This window comes from Clostridium sp. LS3 (assembly GCF_055330225.1).
In genome coordinates this window covers 3,010,204-3,024,569 of record NZ_CM143921.1, presented here as the reverse complement: position 1 = coordinate 3,024,569, position 14,366 = coordinate 3,010,204, and the positions used below count along the sequence as shown (strand labels likewise).

Sequence of the window (14,366 nt, the reverse complement as noted above, 5' to 3'; positions counted from 1 at the left end):
AGTATGAAAACAGCATTTATTTTTGCAGGTCAAGGATCACAGTATATAGGAATGGGAAAAGAGTTATATGAAAACATTCCAAGATGTAAAGAAATTTTTGATAAAGCAAATGATATTTTAGGTTTTGATATAAAGGAATTAATATTTAATGGTAGTAAAGAAGAATTAGATATTACAGAAAATACACAGCCAGCGATTTTATTAACTTCAATTGCTGCTAAAGAAGCCTTTGAAGAAAAGGGCATTAAAGCAGATGTTGTTGCAGGCTTAAGCCTTGGAGAATATTCTGCTTTAGTAGCATCTAAAGCTTTAGATTTTGAAGAAGCTTTAGCTTTAGTTAAAAAGAGAGGAAGATTTATGCAAGAAGCAGTTCCAGTTGGAATTGGTTCAATGGTAGCAGTAATAGGATTATCCTTAGAAAAACTAAAGTCAGTTTTAGAAAAAGCAAGAGAAGAAGGCGTAGTAGAAATTGCAAATTACAATACAAATAATCAAATTGTAATTGGTGGAGAAAAAGAAGCAGTAGAAAAAGCTAAAGAGTTATGCTTAGAAGCAGGGGCTAAAAGGGCTATAGAGTTAAAGGTATCTGGTCCTTTTCATACTTCCTTATTAGAAGAAGCTTCAATAAAACTAAAAAGAGAACTTGAAAATATAAAATTTAATGATCCTAGTATAAAAATTATATCTAATGTTACAGCAGACTTTATAGAGGATAAAAATAATATAAAAGAGTTACTTTTTAATCAAGTTAAATCATCTGTAAGGTGGAGTGAAAGCGTAGAAAAAATGCTTGATATGGGTGTTGATACATTTATAGAATTTGGACCTGGAAGAGTACTAAGTAGTTTTATAAAAGAAATAAGTAGAGAAAAAGGTTCAAAGGTAAGAATTTATAATGTTGAAGATATTAAATCCTTAGAAAAAACATTAGAAGGGATAGGTAGTTAAATGCTTAAAAATAAAAATGCAATAGTTACAGGCGGAACTAGAGGTATAGGAAGAGAGATAGCAAAGACATTAGCTGAAAATGGAGCTAATATTGCAATAAATTATAGAAATTATAATGAAGAAATAGAAAGTCTAATAGAAGAATTAAAAAGCTTTGGAGTAAAGGTAGTAGCAGTTAAATGTGATGTAAGTAATGAAGAAGAAGTTAATAACTTTATAAAAGAAGTTAAAGATAACTTTGAAAGCATAGACATCTTAATTAATAATGCAGGAATAACTAAAGATGGATTAATTATAAGAATGAATGAAAAAGATTTTGATGATGTTATAAACGTAAATTTAAAAGGAACCTTTAACACAACAAAAGCTGTTTCAGCAGTAATGGTTAAGCAAAGATACGGAAAAATAATAAATATATCTTCTGTTGTTGGAGTAACAGGAAATGCAGGACAATGTAATTATGCTGCATCTAAGGCTGGAGTTATAGGTTTTTCAAAATCTGTAGCAAGAGAGCTTGCAGCTAGAAACATAAATGTTAATGTTATTGCTCCAGGATATATAAATACAGATATGACAAAAGTACTACCAGATAGAGTTAAAGAAGAAGTTTTAAAAACTATTCCTATGAAAAAAATAGGAGAGCCTAAAGAAGTAGCTAATTTAGCTTTATTCTTATCATCTAATTTATCTGATTACATTACTGGGCAGGTAATAAATGTAGATGGTGGAATGGTTATGCTTTAAAAGGAGTGAATTTTTATGAAGAGAAGAGTAGTAATCACAGGATTAGGAGCTATAACACCAATAGGTAATTCAATAGAGAGTTTTTGGAATTCTGTTAAAGAAGGAAAAAATGGTATAGATAAAATAACATTTTTTAATACAGAAGACTTTAAGGTTAAAGTAGCAGCAGAGGTTAAAGACTTTAATGCTGAAGATTACTTAGGAAAGAAAGATGCTAAGAGACTAGATAGATATACTCAATTAGCATTAGTAGCTTCTAAAGAATGTATTAAAGATAGTGAGATAGATTTAGATAATGTTGATAAAGAAAGATTTGGAGTAATATTTGGATCAGGAATAGGTGGACTTTCTACAATAGAAAATCAAATAAAAACTTTAGTAGCTAAAGGCCCTAATAGAGTTTCACCTTTAACTATACCAGCATCAATATCTAATATAGCAGCAGGATCTATAGCAATAGAATTTGGTCTTTTAGGAACTTGTTTAAGCGTTACCTCAGCTTGTGCAACTTCAACTCATTGTATTGGGGAAGCATACAGAAGCATAAAGGATGGATATTTAGATAAAGCAATTGTAGGTGGATCAGAAGCATCTATCTGTGAATTTGGAATAGCAGGGTTTCAATCTTTAACAGCTTTAAGTAAAAGTGAAGATATTAATAGAGCATCTATACCTTTTGATAAAGATAGAAATGGCTTTGTAATGGGAGAAGGTGCAGGTGCATTAATTCTAGAAGATTTAGAAGGTGCTATTCAAAGAGGAGCAAAAATTTATGGAGAAGTTGTGGGCTACGGAACAACTTGTGATGCTTACCACATAACTTCACCAACTCTTGATGGAGATGGAGCTTATAGAGCAATGAGAGATGCAATGAAAGATGCCAATTTATCACCAAGTGAAATTGGATATATAAATGCTCATGGTACATCAACAGAAATAAATGATAAAGTTGAAACATTAGCTATAAAAAAAGCTTTTGGTGATTACTCAAAAGATGTCTATGTAAGTTCAACTAAGTCTATGACAGGACACTTACTTGGAGCAGCTGGAGCTGTAGAAGCAATAATTTCTATAAAAGCTTTAGAAAACAGTTTTATACCAGCAAATATAAATTATCTAAATCCAGACGAAGAATGTGACTTAAATTTAGTTGTAAATAATGGTAAGAATGAAGAGATAGAATATGCTATGTCTAATTCACTAGGTTTTGGTGGACATAATGGTACAGTTATATTTAAAAAATGGAGAGGAAGATAATAATGCTAAATTATGAGCAAATAAAAGAGTTAATAAAGTCAATAGATTCATCTTCCCTTAGAGTTTTTGAATTAGAAAGTGAAGGAATTAAATTAAAGCTTAGCAAAAATGAAGAAGGCTTTAAGGAAAGTTCAAAAGAAAACAAAAAAGAAACCCAAAAAGAATTTAAAGCTTCTGAGAATAATTCAATAATAGTAAACAATAAAACTGAAATAAAAGAAGAAGCTAATATAGAGTCTATCAAAGATGAAAACTTAAAAGGAGTTAAATCACCTTTAGTAGGCACATATTATTCATCAGGAACTCCAGGGGGAAAACCTTATGTTGAAGTAGGAACTAAGGTTAAAAAAGGTGATGTTCTTTGCATAGTAGAGGCTATGAAAATAATGAACGAAATTACCTCTGAATATGATGGAGAAATAGTAGAAGTTTTAAGAAGCGATGAAGACATTGTGGAGTTTGGAATGGAATTATTTAAAGTAAAGTAGGTATAGAGATATGGATATAAAAGAAATTATGGAGATAATTCCTCATAGATACCCATTTTTATTATTAGATAGGGTTGAAAGCTTAGAGGATAACAAAATAGTAGCAATAAAAAATGTAACTATGAATGAGTACTTTTTCCAAGGACATTTTCCAGTAGAGCCAGTTATGCCAGGGGTTTTAATTGTAGAAGCACTTGCACAAGCTGGGGCAGTAGCTCTTTTAAAAAGAGAAGAGTTTAAAGGAAAAATTGCATACTTTGGCGGAATAAATAACGCTAAATTTAGAAAAAAAGTTGTGCCTGGAGATACTCTAAAACTAGAAGTGGAGCTTACTAAAATAAGAGGTGCAGCAGGTATAGGAAAAGGAATTGCTTATGTAGATGGTAAAAAGGTCTGTGAAACAGAATTAACCTTTATGGTAGGATAGTAAAGAGGTGTTTTTATGATTAGAAAGGTTTTAATAGCTAATAGAGGAGAGATAGCAGTTAGAATAATAAGAGCTTGCAAAGAGCTTGGAATTAAAACTGTAGCTATTTACTCAGAAGCTGATAAAGATGCTATGCATACACAGCTTGCAGATGAAGCTATTTGTGTTGGAAAGCCTAGATCAAAGGACTCATATTTAAATGAAAGCAATATTATAAGTGCAGCAGTTATAACAAAATGCAATGCAATTCATCCAGGGTTTGGTTTTTTATCTGAAAATGCTGAATTTGCATCTATATGTGAGGAGTGCAATATAAAATTTATTGGACCAAACAGTAAAACTATAGGCATTATGGGAGATAAATCAAGAGCAAGAGAAATTATGAAAAGTGCTAATGTTCCAGTAATCCCAGGAAGTAATGGTATAGTTAAAAGCATTGAGGATGCATATATAGAAGCTAAAGAAATAGGTTATCCAGTAATGATAAAAGCAGCCTTAGGAGGTGGTGGTAAAGGTATTAGAATAGTTCATAAAGAAGAAGAACTTGAAAATGCTTATTTTACTGCCAAATCAGAAGCTAAAACAAATTTTGGTGATGATACAGTATATATTGAAAAATTTATAGAAAATCCAAGACATATAGAATTTCAAATTTTAGGTGATGAATATAGAAATATAATTTACCTAGGAGAAAGAGATTGTACTATACAAAGAAGAAATCAAAAGGTCTTAGAAGAAGCCCCATCATCTATATTAGAAGATAAGCTAAGAGAAGAAATGGGGAAAGTAGCAATTAATGCAGCAAGGGCTGTAAATTATGTAAATGCAGGAACTATAGAGTTTCTAGTAGATAAGCATAGAAACTTTTATTTTATGGAGATGAATACAAGAATTCAAGTAGAACATCCAGTTACAGAAATGATAACATCAGTAGATATTGTAAAAGAACAAATAAAAATTGCAAATGGAGAAGAATTAAGTATTTCTCAAGAGCAAGTAGAAATAAAAGGTCATGCAATAGAATGTAGAATAAATGCAGAAAATCCTAAAAAGGGATTTGCACCTTCTCCAGGGAAAATAGAATTTTTAAATTTACCTGGAGGTAATGGAATAAGAGTAGATACGGCAGTCTATTCAGGATATACAATTCCACCTACTTACGATTCAATGATAGCAAAGTTAATAGCTCATGGTAAAGATAGAGAAGAAGCAATTAATAAGATGCTTAGAGCCTTAGATGAATTTGTAATTGAGGGAATTGATAATAACATAGAATTCCAAATAGAAATTTTAAATAACGAAAAATTTCGCTTAGGGGACTTCGATACTAGTTTCATAAGCAAAGAATATAATTTATAGTTGGTGAAATTATGGGGATTTTTAAAAAGAGAAAGTATGCAGTAATTAATTTAATTAAGGAAGAAGAAAAAGACGTACCAGTAGTTCCAGATGGGACTTGGGTAAAGTGCAATAAGTGCGGAAAAATTTTATATAAAAAGTCTTTAGAAGAAAACCTTAATATATGCAGTAATTGTAGTTATCACTTTAGACTAGGTAGTTATGAAAGAATATCACAAATTTGTGATAAAGGAAGTTTTAAAGAATTTAATAAATACATGGAATCAAAAAATCCAATGAATTTTCCAAATTATGAAGAAAAGTTAAAAGTTAATAAAGAAAAAAGCGAAGTTACTGAAGCTGTGGTAACAGGAGAAGGAGAAATTGGAGGAAATAAAACAATTATTGCAGTTATGGACTCAAACTTTCTAATGGGAAGTATGGGTACTGTAGTAGGAGAAAAAATAACATTAGCAGTAGAGGAAGCAACTAAAAGAAAGCTACCTATTATAATTTTTACAGCTTCTGGAGGAGCTAGAATGCAAGAAGGGATATTTTCCTTAATGCAAATGGCTAAAATAAGTAGTGCACTTGCAAAACATAGTAAAGAAGGACTTCTTTATATAACTGTATTAACAGATCCAACTACAGGTGGAGTTACAGCAAGTTTCGCTATGCTTGGAGACATTATACTTGCAGAACCAAATGCATTAGTAGGTTTTGCTGGAAGAAGAGTAATAGAAGGAACTATAAAAGAGAAATTACCAGAAGATTTTCAAAGTGCTGAGTTTTTATTACAAAATGGATTTATAGATAATATTATAAAAAGAGAAAATTTAAAGAGCACTCTTTCAACTCTTCTTAAATTTCATAAGATTAGGGAGGTGTAGTTATGGTTAAAAAAATTAAGGCTTGGGATAGACTAGTAATTGCAAGAATGGTAGAAAGACCAACTACACTTGATTATATAGATAAAATATTTACAAACTTTTTTGAGTTACATGGTGATAGATGTTTTAAAGATGATAAATCAATAGTAGGTGGAATAGGCCTTTTAGATGGAAATCCAGTTACTATAATAGGAATACAAAAAGGAAAAGACTTAAAAGAAAATATGGAAAGAAACTTTGGATCACCTCATCCTGAAGGCTATAGAAAGGCATTAAGGCTTATGAAACAAGCAGAGAAGTTTAATAGACCTATTATTTGCTTTATAAATACATCAGGAGCTTATTGCGGTATTGGAGCTGAAGAAAGAGGGCAAGGTGAAGCAATAGCGAGAAATTTAATAGAAATAGCTCAAATAAAGGTACCTATAATCTCTATAGTAATAGGAGAAGGTGGAAGTGGCGGAGCTTTAGCCTTAGCTTGTGGAGATAGAGTATGGATGCTTGAAAACTCAGTTTATTCGATTCTTTCACCAGAAGGATTTGCTTCAATACTTTTAAAAGATCCTTCAAAGTCTAAAGAAGTTGCAGAAACTATGGGAATAACTTCTTATGATCTTTTAGAAGGAGGAGTTATTGAAAAAATAATAAAGGAACCTAAAGGTGGAGCACATAAGAATGTAGACTTAGTTGCAAATTCAATTAAGGAAGAATTAATAAATGAAATAAAAGTGCTAGAAAGCAAAGATAGAAATAAGCTTTTAGAAGAAAGATATTTAAGGTTTAGAAATTTCTAATTATCTTTTACTAATGATTAACATTTTAAAACATTAATTGGAGTAATAATGCTTGGTACTATTTTTAGATTATAAGCTAACTTTTTTGTTTAATACAAAGGAGTTAGCTTTATACTTATTTAAAATATGAATTTAAAAGAATATTTTATATATACAAAAAATACAATAAATTATATAGTAATTACATATAAATTTAAATCAATAGAAATCACATCAAATTACAACATGACTTACCAAGTTACCCAAGTAAAAAGGACATAATTTTGAAAACGTATAACATAAGATGTGTAGTTAATGAAAAAATGTATCTCTTAGTATTGGCTTAAATAAATTTAATTTTAAGAAGGTTATTTAAATGAGAAATAAATAAAAAATAAAGGAAGGTAAAAAATGTTAATCAAAAAGAGAAACACATTAAAACCATCAAAATTAATATCAACAATTGTATTAGCTTTAATGTTAGCGATTGGAGGTTTTCTACCTGGAAGTACTTTAATAGCTAAGGCAAATCACTTTACAGAAACAAAGATGTATTCTATTCATCTTTTAAGTACGTATGAAAGAAGTGTAACTTATAATTTAGCTCCAGGAACTGTGATTGTTATGTATCCTAACAGTGATAGAACTGTATTTACGTATTTATGGGCAGATGATTTAGTAAAAAATAATACAGTGCAAACTGTTGTAATGGCAGGCGTTGGAAGTAGTTCATTAGGAACTGCAGCAATGGCAAAACAAATAGCAAATGAATTGGGAGAGCCTGTAGCAGGGATAGTTAGTGGTTGGGGGGACTCTACTATCTGGTATTATGGCTCTCAAGGATATTACGTAGGTAGACCTAACAATATTGATGGGACATACTATAGTAATTCAGCTTCTTATAAATTATATTCTCTATACTTAGATGGCGCTCGTCCACAAAGAGTTATAGGACATAGTAAAGGAAGTATGGATTCAGCAAATGCATTATTCAGACTCAAAAATGAGGGAAAAAATTCTATGTATAGTGAAACAAGTTTTATTTCTTTAGGAATAGGAGTAAATGTACCAGAAGGAGTTTATAATTATAGAGGTTACTTGGGAACAGAGGATTCTTTAGGTGCTACAAATACAACAAATGAGAATGGATTAACAATGCTGAAGGGTAGTGAGCATCATATTAATCCAACCTATTCTAAAAATTTACCAGTAACAGCAGATATGTTAGAGAGATAGTTTGAATTAAAATTATAATGTATATAAATTAGAAAGAATTAATCAAAAGATTCTTTATGAATGTATAAGTTGAATATTGTTAATGTTAGGAGGTATATATAAAAGTACCTCCTTCATATTTTAGGGGGAATTAGTTATTCTAATAATATTTGACTAAGAGCATTCTTAGAGTATAATAATAAAAAAGAATACTAATAAGGGGGAATTTAAGTGAAGAGAAATGATTACATATCATGGGATGAATATTTTATGGGGGTAGCAATACTTGCAGGAAAAAGAAGTAAAGACCCTAGTACTCAAGTTGGAGCTTGTATAGTTGATAATGACAATAAAATATTAAGCCAAGGATATAATGGACTTCCAAGAGGCTGCTCTGATGATGAATTTCCGTGGAGTAGAGAAGGAGATATGTTAGAAACAAAATATCCTTATGTAGTTCATGCTGAGCTTAATGCTATTTTAAATAGTAGAGGAACCGACCTTTATGGATCTAAGATTTATGTTGCCCTATTCCCTTGTAATGAGTGCGCAAAGGCTATAATACAAGCTGGGATAAAGGAAGTTGTTTATTTATCAGATAAATATGCTGATACTGATATTGTCAAAGCTTCTAAAAGATTATTAAATGCAGCTGGAGTAAGAATTACAATGTTAGAGCCTAAGAATAAAAATATAAATATATCTCTAGATATAAATGATATTTAATTAGTAAATATCAAGCACGTAGAAGATGATTTCTCTATTAAATGGGAGTCGTCTTTTTTATTTCTTTATATTGGAATTAATTATATAATGTAGATAAGTTAATAAATTAGAGGAAGAAAAAATGAATATCAAAAATATTATAGAAAAATTTAAGTTGAAAATAAAAGTAGTTTATTTAGCATATAAGCATAAAGATACTCCAATAATTGCAAAAATATTAGCTGGTATAACTGTAGCATATGCTTTATCACCAATAGATTTAATACCAGATTTTATTCCTATCTTAGGATATTTAGACGATTTACTAATACTACCTTTACTAATATACATATCAATAAAACTCATACCGAAAGAAATCATAGGGGAATGTGAAGAAGAATCAAAGGAACTTTGGACAAATGGAAAGCCTAAGATTTGGATATATGGAGTTCCAATAATTATTATTTGGATTATGGTTATCGCTTTAATAATATATAAGCTTTTTATCAAATAAAAGTTATTAATATAAATAATTAAATTAAGAGTAAATATTTAAAGTGTAAACATATAAAAAATTCTATGTTTACACTTTGGAAATAACTCAGTAAAAGGTGTTAACAATTGTGCCTTATAATGAGAAGGAAATAATAATGCTTTGGGAGAGAAATATGAGAGCGAATATATTAATTATAGAAGATGATAAAGATATAAGTGAAATCTTAAGATTTGCTTTAATGAAGGAAGGATATAAAGTAAATTAAAATGGATTAGAAGTAGAATAGGAAATAAAGAACCTTAGTCCAGATTTAATATTACTAGACATAATGTTAAATGATATAGATGGACTTAGTGTTTGTAGAAATGTTTTAAACTTTAGGAAATCTTAAGGCTTTATAAAGTTGAAATTAATAATTAAGTAGTATTATTTATATAAAGTTTTAATTATCGTTAATATACATTTAGCGTAAAACTAAAGAGAGGAAAGAATTACATGAAAATATTAATTTTAACAAGCCGTTTTGGAATGGGGCATTATTGTGCTGCAGAGGCTATTAAGGAAGAATTACTTGAATCTAATACTGATGATATTATTGAAGTTGTAGATATCGTAAAGGTATTGTTCCCTATTATGTATAAACTAGTTTATAGATTCTTTAATCTTTTTATATGTAGATTTTCATGTGTGTACAACTTTATAAATAGTTTTGCTGTGAAGCATGAAAAAACTTGCTTAAAGAGACGAAATTTAAATAAAATAAATTCTCTAATTGAAAAATATAATCCTGATTTAATAGTATCTACATGGTCTGCATGTTCTCGCTTTATTTCAACTTATAAGGAGGAATATGAAGACGATATTCAACTATATACACATATTACGGATATTACAGCTCATGATGGATGGATTGCTAATAAGACTAATATGTATTTTGTAGCAGCGAGAAGCACAATGGAACTCCTTTTATCAAAAGGAGTTCCTGCTGAGAAAATTATTATAAATGGAATACCTGTAAGGAAATCATTTAAAAATGACATGGAAGTGCAATCTATTAATGATAAAAAGAAAATCCTAATAATGGGAGGAGGGCTTGGGTTAATAAGAGGCCTTGATAATATATTAGAACAATTATATGAATCAAGCGAGGTTCATATTACAATTATAACTGGTAAAAATAAAAAACTATTAAAAAAGATTAAAAAAGATTACCCTAAAATAGATGCAGTTGGTTATACAGATGAAGTATATAAATATATGGAAAGGTCAGATTTAATAATCACTAAGCCAGGAGGAATTTCTACTTTTGAAGCTATTTATACTACTACACCTTTATATATTATTAAACCATTTTTATCTCAAGAGGTTGGAAATGCTGAATTTATTGAAAAAATGCTTATAGGAAAAATTGCTTGGGAAAATAACTCTAATATATCTGAAGATATTATATCTTTAATAAGTAACGATAGGCTTTTAGGACAAATGAAATATAATATGCAACATTTGAAGAATGAAATTTCTGAATTTAAACTAAATGAAGTTTACGAAAGGAATGTGAAAAAAGATGTGGATAATTATATTGATAATTATAACGATAATATCTTTAATAATATATGGAGTAATTCCTACAGTAATTTATAGAATATGGAATAAGAAACTAAAAAAGCTTAGGAGAGAAAAAGAAATAGAAAATATATACTTAACATTTGACGATGGCGTTGACAATAAATATACTACAGAAGTTCTTAAAGTCCTAAAGACTTACCAAGTTCAAGCAACGTTCTTTGTTGTAGCGGAATTTGCTAAAAATAATCCTGAAATTATTAAGGAAATAAAAGAAGATGGACATATAATAGGACTACATTCATTAGAACATAAAAATGAAATTTTTCAGACACCATGGAATATAAGAAAAGATTTTTCAAAAAGTATGGATATATTAAAAGAACTTGGTATTAAACCGAAGTTTTTTAGACCTCCTTGGGGGCATTTTAGCTTGGCGGCTATAAAGGAAATAAAGAATTTAAATTTAAAAATTGTTCTTTGGAATGTAATTGTAGGAGATTGGAAGGCAAATATAGATGCAACAACTATAGCAGATAGATTGCTTCGTGAAACAGAAAAAGGAGATATTATCTGTCTTCACGATGGTCGAGGAAAAAATGATGCTCCGAAAAGAACTGTTGAAGCATTAGAGATAGTTCTTCCAATTTGGAAATCACAAGGAATTACCTTTGGAACTTTGGAGGAACTTTATGAACAAATGTAAAAAACTAGTGAATTTATTGAAAAATGGTGGGTTATTTATAATAATTGTTATAGTAACATTCAAAATGATTTTTTTCAATGCTGACTTTAAAGAGATTATAAAAACAGTGTCAGATGTAAACTTAGTATATATTGCTATTGGCATAGCTGCTATGTCTCTTGTGGTTCTTTGTGAGGCTATAAATATAAGGCGTAGTTTAAAGAGTTTTAAAGAAAGGGCAACACTACTTGAATGTGTACAGTATTCATTTACGGGAATTTTTTTCAGTTCTATAACACCGTCAGCCACTGGGGGGCAGCCAATGCAGCTTTATTATATGCATAAAAAAAAGATAGATATTTCTAATGGCATGCTTGCGTTACTAATATGTCTTGCAACATATCAACTTGTTACCGTATCAATGGCAATTATGGGAGTAATAATAAAATTTGAATTTTTAAAAGGAACTCTTGGAAAGTTTGGTATATTACTATTTTTAGGGATTGGGTTAAATGTAATTTTATTAGTATTAATATTGGTATCTATTTTTTCAAAAAAGCTTATTTTTAAAGTTGTGAACTTATGCGTTAAAGTTTTACAACACTTTAATTACCAAAAATCTGTAATATTTAATGAAAAGGCATTAATAGAGATAGAGAAGTATAAAAAGGGTGCAGATTATATTAAAAATGATAAATTTTTTATAATTAAAACTATTCTTACTACCACGGTACAAATTTTAGCATTGCATAGCATCCCGTTTTGGATATATAAATCCATTGGAATGTCATCAGTGTCTTTAATTCAATTCATTTTGATTCAGTCTACCTTATACATTACAGGTGCAGCATTACCGTTGCCAGGTGCGGTAGGAATAGGAGAGAAAGGGTTCTTAATATTTTTTAAGACTTTATTTCCAATTCATCTAATAAGTTCTGCTATGCTACTTAGTAGAGGTATAAGCTTTTATTTAATGGTCTTAATTAGTGGTATAGGAGTTATGGTTTTACAGATAAATTTAAATAAAAATTTAAAAGGTGTAGAACTTTAGCCAATTAAAAGGTTAAGTTAAAATTAATAGAATTTGACTAAGGAATATAATTATGGATGGGAAATGAGAGGTTTATGTAAAAGGATGAAGAAGTTGATGTTAGTATTTTTAATAATTATAGCATTATATGTGTTTGTCGTTTGGCAAAATAATAGTATTACAATTTCTAACTTTAATTACTCAAGCTATGATGTGCCATCTAAATTTAATGACTTTAAAATTGTACATATTTCTGATTTGCATAACAAAATGTTTGGAAAAGAGCAATCAGAAATATTAGAAGAAATAGAAAAGTTATCACCAGATATTATTATAGTTACAGGTGATTTGATAGATAGGCGTAGATATAATTTAGATAAAGCAATGGACTTCATTAATGGTGCAATAGAAATTGCTCCAATTTATTATGTTTCAGGAAATCATGAAGCATGGTCAGGAAAATATTCTGAAATAAAGGATAGCTTAATTGAAGTAGGAGTTAATATAATAGATGATACTAAGTTAGAGATTACAAAAGAGAATAGTACTATATATCTTTTAGGATTATCTGATCCATCTTTTCTTACCTCGAATTATACAGATGGGATCGATATAAGTAATATGGAGGAATATTTAAGTAATTGGTCAAATATTGAAGGCTTTAAGATACTACTTTCACATAGACCAGAGCTTTTTGATTTATATTCTAAAAATAATATGAATTTAGTTTTTTCAGGACATGCTCATGGAGGCCAAGTTAGGATTCCATTTGTAGGAGGAATTATAGCTCCAAATCAAGGGTTTTTCCCTAAATATACTAGTGGAAGTTATAATAGTGATAAAACTACAATGTTTGTTAGTAGGGGATTGGGGAATAGTTTATTTCCAGTAAGAATATTTAATCCACCAGAAATTATATCAGTAACATTAAAAGGATATAATTAAGAAATTACTAATATAGAATATAAATTAAAGAGTTAATTATGCTACTTAAATTAGAATTCATGGAGGAATTATGTATATAGATGCACACACACATTTAGATTTTTTTGAGGAAAATATAGAAAAAGCAATTGAGGATATAAATAAGAATGAAATATTAACTTTAGCTAATAGTATGAATATAGAAAGCTATATAAAAAATAAAGAATATAGTAAAAAGAGTAAATTTATTAATCCATGCTTTGGCATTCATCCATGGAAAGCAGCAGAATATAAAGGGAATTTAGAAGATCTTGTACCTTATATAGAGAAAAGTGAGTTAATAGGGGAGATAGGTTTAGATTTCTTCTGGGTAGAGGATAAAAGTACTTATGAAGCACAAAGAAAGATTTTTAATTTTATATTAAAAGAAAGTATTAAAAGAAATAAGTTTGTAAGTATCCATACAAAAGGAGCTGAAGAAGAAATTTATAATGCTCTAAAAAGGAATAATTATAATAAAGCTATTATACATTGGTATAGTGGTGAAATAAGCACTTTAGAAAAATATATTGAGCTTGGATGCTATTTTACAATAAGTGTAGATATAGGGTATTCAGAAAAAACTAATGAGGTTTTAGATAGAATACCATTAAATAGATTACTTATAGAAACTGATGGGCCAACAGCTTTAGAATGGGTTAATGGAGAATATGGATATCCAAGGGCAATAATAGATGTTGCTAAAAAGGTTTCAAATTATAAGAATATAGAACTGAATGAATTACTAAAAAATATAGAGGGTAATTATATTAGAATAATTAGTTAGGAGAATTTTAACTTTAATGCCTGTAATAAAAATAGCCATAGGAGCTTTAGGGATTGA

Annotated in this window: 16 protein-coding genes; all 16 read left to right on the top strand. The window is 29.2% G+C overall.

The window, feature by feature from the left end; genetic code table 11:
- Positions 1-3 precede the first annotated feature (3 nt).
- The 16 genes from fabD (at position 4) to ACZJV1_RS14110 (ending at position 14,309) form a co-directional block, all read left to right on the top strand.
- A complete protein-coding gene (gene fabD / locus ACZJV1_RS14185; protein WP_463650561.1) occupies positions 4-948 on the top strand; it encodes an ACP S-malonyltransferase in 945 nt (314 codons plus the stop codon).
- Positions 949-1,692 carry a 3-oxoacyl-[acyl-carrier-protein] reductase gene (fabG, locus tag ACZJV1_RS14180; protein WP_463650560.1) on the top strand — a complete coding sequence of 248 codons (744 nt, stop codon included), beginning with the start codon at positions 949-951 and terminating at the stop codon, positions 1,690-1,692.
- A 15-nt stretch (positions 1,693-1,707) separates the two neighbouring features.
- Positions 1,708-2,949 (top strand): beta-ketoacyl-ACP synthase II, encoded by a 1,242-nt coding sequence (fabF, locus tag ACZJV1_RS14175; protein ID WP_460286934.1) that lies wholly within the window; start codon positions 1,708-1,710, stop codon positions 2,947-2,949.
- Between the two features lie 2 nt (positions 2,950-2,951).
- Positions 2,952-3,437 (top strand): acetyl-CoA carboxylase biotin carboxyl carrier protein, encoded by a 486-nt coding sequence (gene accB, locus ACZJV1_RS14170; protein ID WP_463650559.1) that lies wholly within the window; start codon positions 2,952-2,954, stop codon positions 3,435-3,437.
- A gap of 10 nt (positions 3,438-3,447) precedes the next feature.
- Positions 3,448-3,864, top strand: a complete 417-nt coding sequence (gene fabZ / locus ACZJV1_RS14165; RefSeq protein ID WP_411168537.1) for a 3-hydroxyacyl-ACP dehydratase FabZ — start codon at positions 3,448-3,450, stop codon at positions 3,862-3,864.
- A gap of 15 nt (positions 3,865-3,879) precedes the next feature.
- Entirely contained in the window at positions 3,880-5,223 is a 1,344-nt protein-coding gene (locus ACZJV1_RS14160; RefSeq protein ID WP_463650558.1) for an acetyl-CoA carboxylase biotin carboxylase subunit, read from the top strand.
- 11 nt (positions 5,224-5,234) lie between these two features.
- Positions 5,235-6,092, top strand: coding sequence for an acetyl-CoA carboxylase, carboxyltransferase subunit beta (gene accD, locus ACZJV1_RS14155; protein WP_463650557.1), 858 nt, complete (start codon positions 5,235-5,237; stop codon positions 6,090-6,092).
- Positions 6,093-6,094: 2 nt separating this feature from the next.
- Positions 6,095-6,886: an acetyl-CoA carboxylase carboxyltransferase subunit alpha gene (locus tag ACZJV1_RS14150; protein ID WP_463650556.1), complete on the top strand. Its 792-nt coding sequence runs from the start codon at positions 6,095-6,097 to the stop codon at positions 6,884-6,886.
- Positions 6,887-7,276: 390 nt separating this feature from the next.
- Positions 7,277-8,101, top strand: coding sequence for a hypothetical protein (locus ACZJV1_RS14145; RefSeq protein WP_463650555.1), 825 nt, complete (start codon positions 7,277-7,279; stop codon positions 8,099-8,101).
- A gap of 249 nt (positions 8,102-8,350) precedes the next feature.
- The gene (locus ACZJV1_RS14140; protein WP_463652166.1) at positions 8,351-8,806 is read left to right on the top strand and encodes a deoxycytidylate deaminase; all 456 of its coding nucleotides are present in this window, start codon (positions 8,351-8,353) and stop codon (positions 8,804-8,806) included.
- Positions 8,807-8,927: 121 nt separating this feature from the next.
- On the top strand, positions 8,928-9,299 hold the full coding sequence (locus ACZJV1_RS14135) for a YkvA family protein (protein ID WP_463650554.1): 372 nt from the start codon (positions 8,928-8,930) through the stop codon (positions 9,297-9,299).
- A gap of 477 nt (positions 9,300-9,776) precedes the next feature.
- Positions 9,777-10,922 (top strand): MGDG synthase family glycosyltransferase, encoded by a 1,146-nt coding sequence (locus ACZJV1_RS14130; RefSeq protein ID WP_460286945.1) that lies wholly within the window; start codon positions 9,777-9,779, stop codon positions 10,920-10,922.
- Entirely contained in the window at positions 10,861-11,550 is a 690-nt protein-coding gene (locus ACZJV1_RS14125) for a polysaccharide deacetylase family protein (RefSeq protein ID WP_463650553.1), read from the top strand. Before ACZJV1_RS14130 ends, ACZJV1_RS14125 begins: the two co-directional genes overlap by 62 nt.
- Positions 11,537-12,580, top strand: a complete 1,044-nt coding sequence (locus ACZJV1_RS14120; protein WP_463650552.1) for a lysylphosphatidylglycerol synthase transmembrane domain-containing protein — start codon at positions 11,537-11,539, stop codon at positions 12,578-12,580. Before ACZJV1_RS14125 ends, ACZJV1_RS14120 begins: the two co-directional genes overlap by 14 nt.
- A gap of 84 nt (positions 12,581-12,664) precedes the next feature.
- A complete protein-coding gene (locus ACZJV1_RS14115; RefSeq protein ID WP_463650551.1) occupies positions 12,665-13,504 on the top strand; it encodes a metallophosphoesterase in 840 nt (279 codons plus the stop codon).
- 70 nt (positions 13,505-13,574) lie between these two features.
- Complete coding sequence (locus ACZJV1_RS14110) at positions 13,575-14,309, top strand: TatD family hydrolase (protein WP_463650550.1); 735 nt, start codon at positions 13,575-13,577, stop codon at positions 14,307-14,309.
- Positions 14,310-14,366 lie beyond the last annotated feature (57 nt).

Coding starts and splice junctions, on each gene's coding strand:
- ACZJV1_RS14140 (WP_463652166.1), top strand. CDS start 8,351: ATGGGGGTAGCAATACTTGCAGGAAAAAGAAGTAAAGACCCTAGTACT.
- accB (WP_463650559.1), top strand. CDS start 2,952: ATGCTAAATTATGAGCAAATAAAAGAGTTAATAAAGTCAATAGATTCA.
- ACZJV1_RS14135 (WP_463650554.1), top strand. CDS start 8,928: ATGAATATCAAAAATATTATAGAAAAATTTAAGTTGAAAATAAAAGTA.
- ACZJV1_RS14145 (WP_463650555.1), top strand. CDS start 7,277: ATGTTAATCAAAAAGAGAAACACATTAAAACCATCAAAATTAATATCA.
- accD (WP_463650557.1), top strand. CDS start 5,235: ATGGGGATTTTTAAAAAGAGAAAGTATGCAGTAATTAATTTAATTAAG.
- ACZJV1_RS14130 (WP_460286945.1), top strand. CDS start 9,777: ATGAAAATATTAATTTTAACAAGCCGTTTTGGAATGGGGCATTATTGT.
- fabZ (WP_411168537.1), top strand. CDS start 3,448: ATGGATATAAAAGAAATTATGGAGATAATTCCTCATAGATACCCATTT.
- fabD (WP_463650561.1), top strand. CDS start 4: ATGAAAACAGCATTTATTTTTGCAGGTCAAGGATCACAGTATATAGGA.
- fabF (WP_460286934.1), top strand. CDS start 1,708: ATGAAGAGAAGAGTAGTAATCACAGGATTAGGAGCTATAACACCAATA.
- ACZJV1_RS14160 (WP_463650558.1), top strand. CDS start 3,880: ATGATTAGAAAGGTTTTAATAGCTAATAGAGGAGAGATAGCAGTTAGA.
- fabG (WP_463650560.1), top strand. CDS start 949: ATGCTTAAAAATAAAAATGCAATAGTTACAGGCGGAACTAGAGGTATA.
- ACZJV1_RS14115 (WP_463650551.1), top strand. CDS start 12,665: ATGAAGAAGTTGATGTTAGTATTTTTAATAATTATAGCATTATATGTG.
- ACZJV1_RS14110 (WP_463650550.1), top strand. CDS start 13,575: ATGTATATAGATGCACACACACATTTAGATTTTTTTGAGGAAAATATA.
- ACZJV1_RS14120 (WP_463650552.1), top strand. CDS start 11,537: ATGAACAAATGTAAAAAACTAGTGAATTTATTGAAAAATGGTGGGTTA.
- ACZJV1_RS14150 (WP_463650556.1), top strand. CDS start 6,095: ATGGTTAAAAAAATTAAGGCTTGGGATAGACTAGTAATTGCAAGAATG.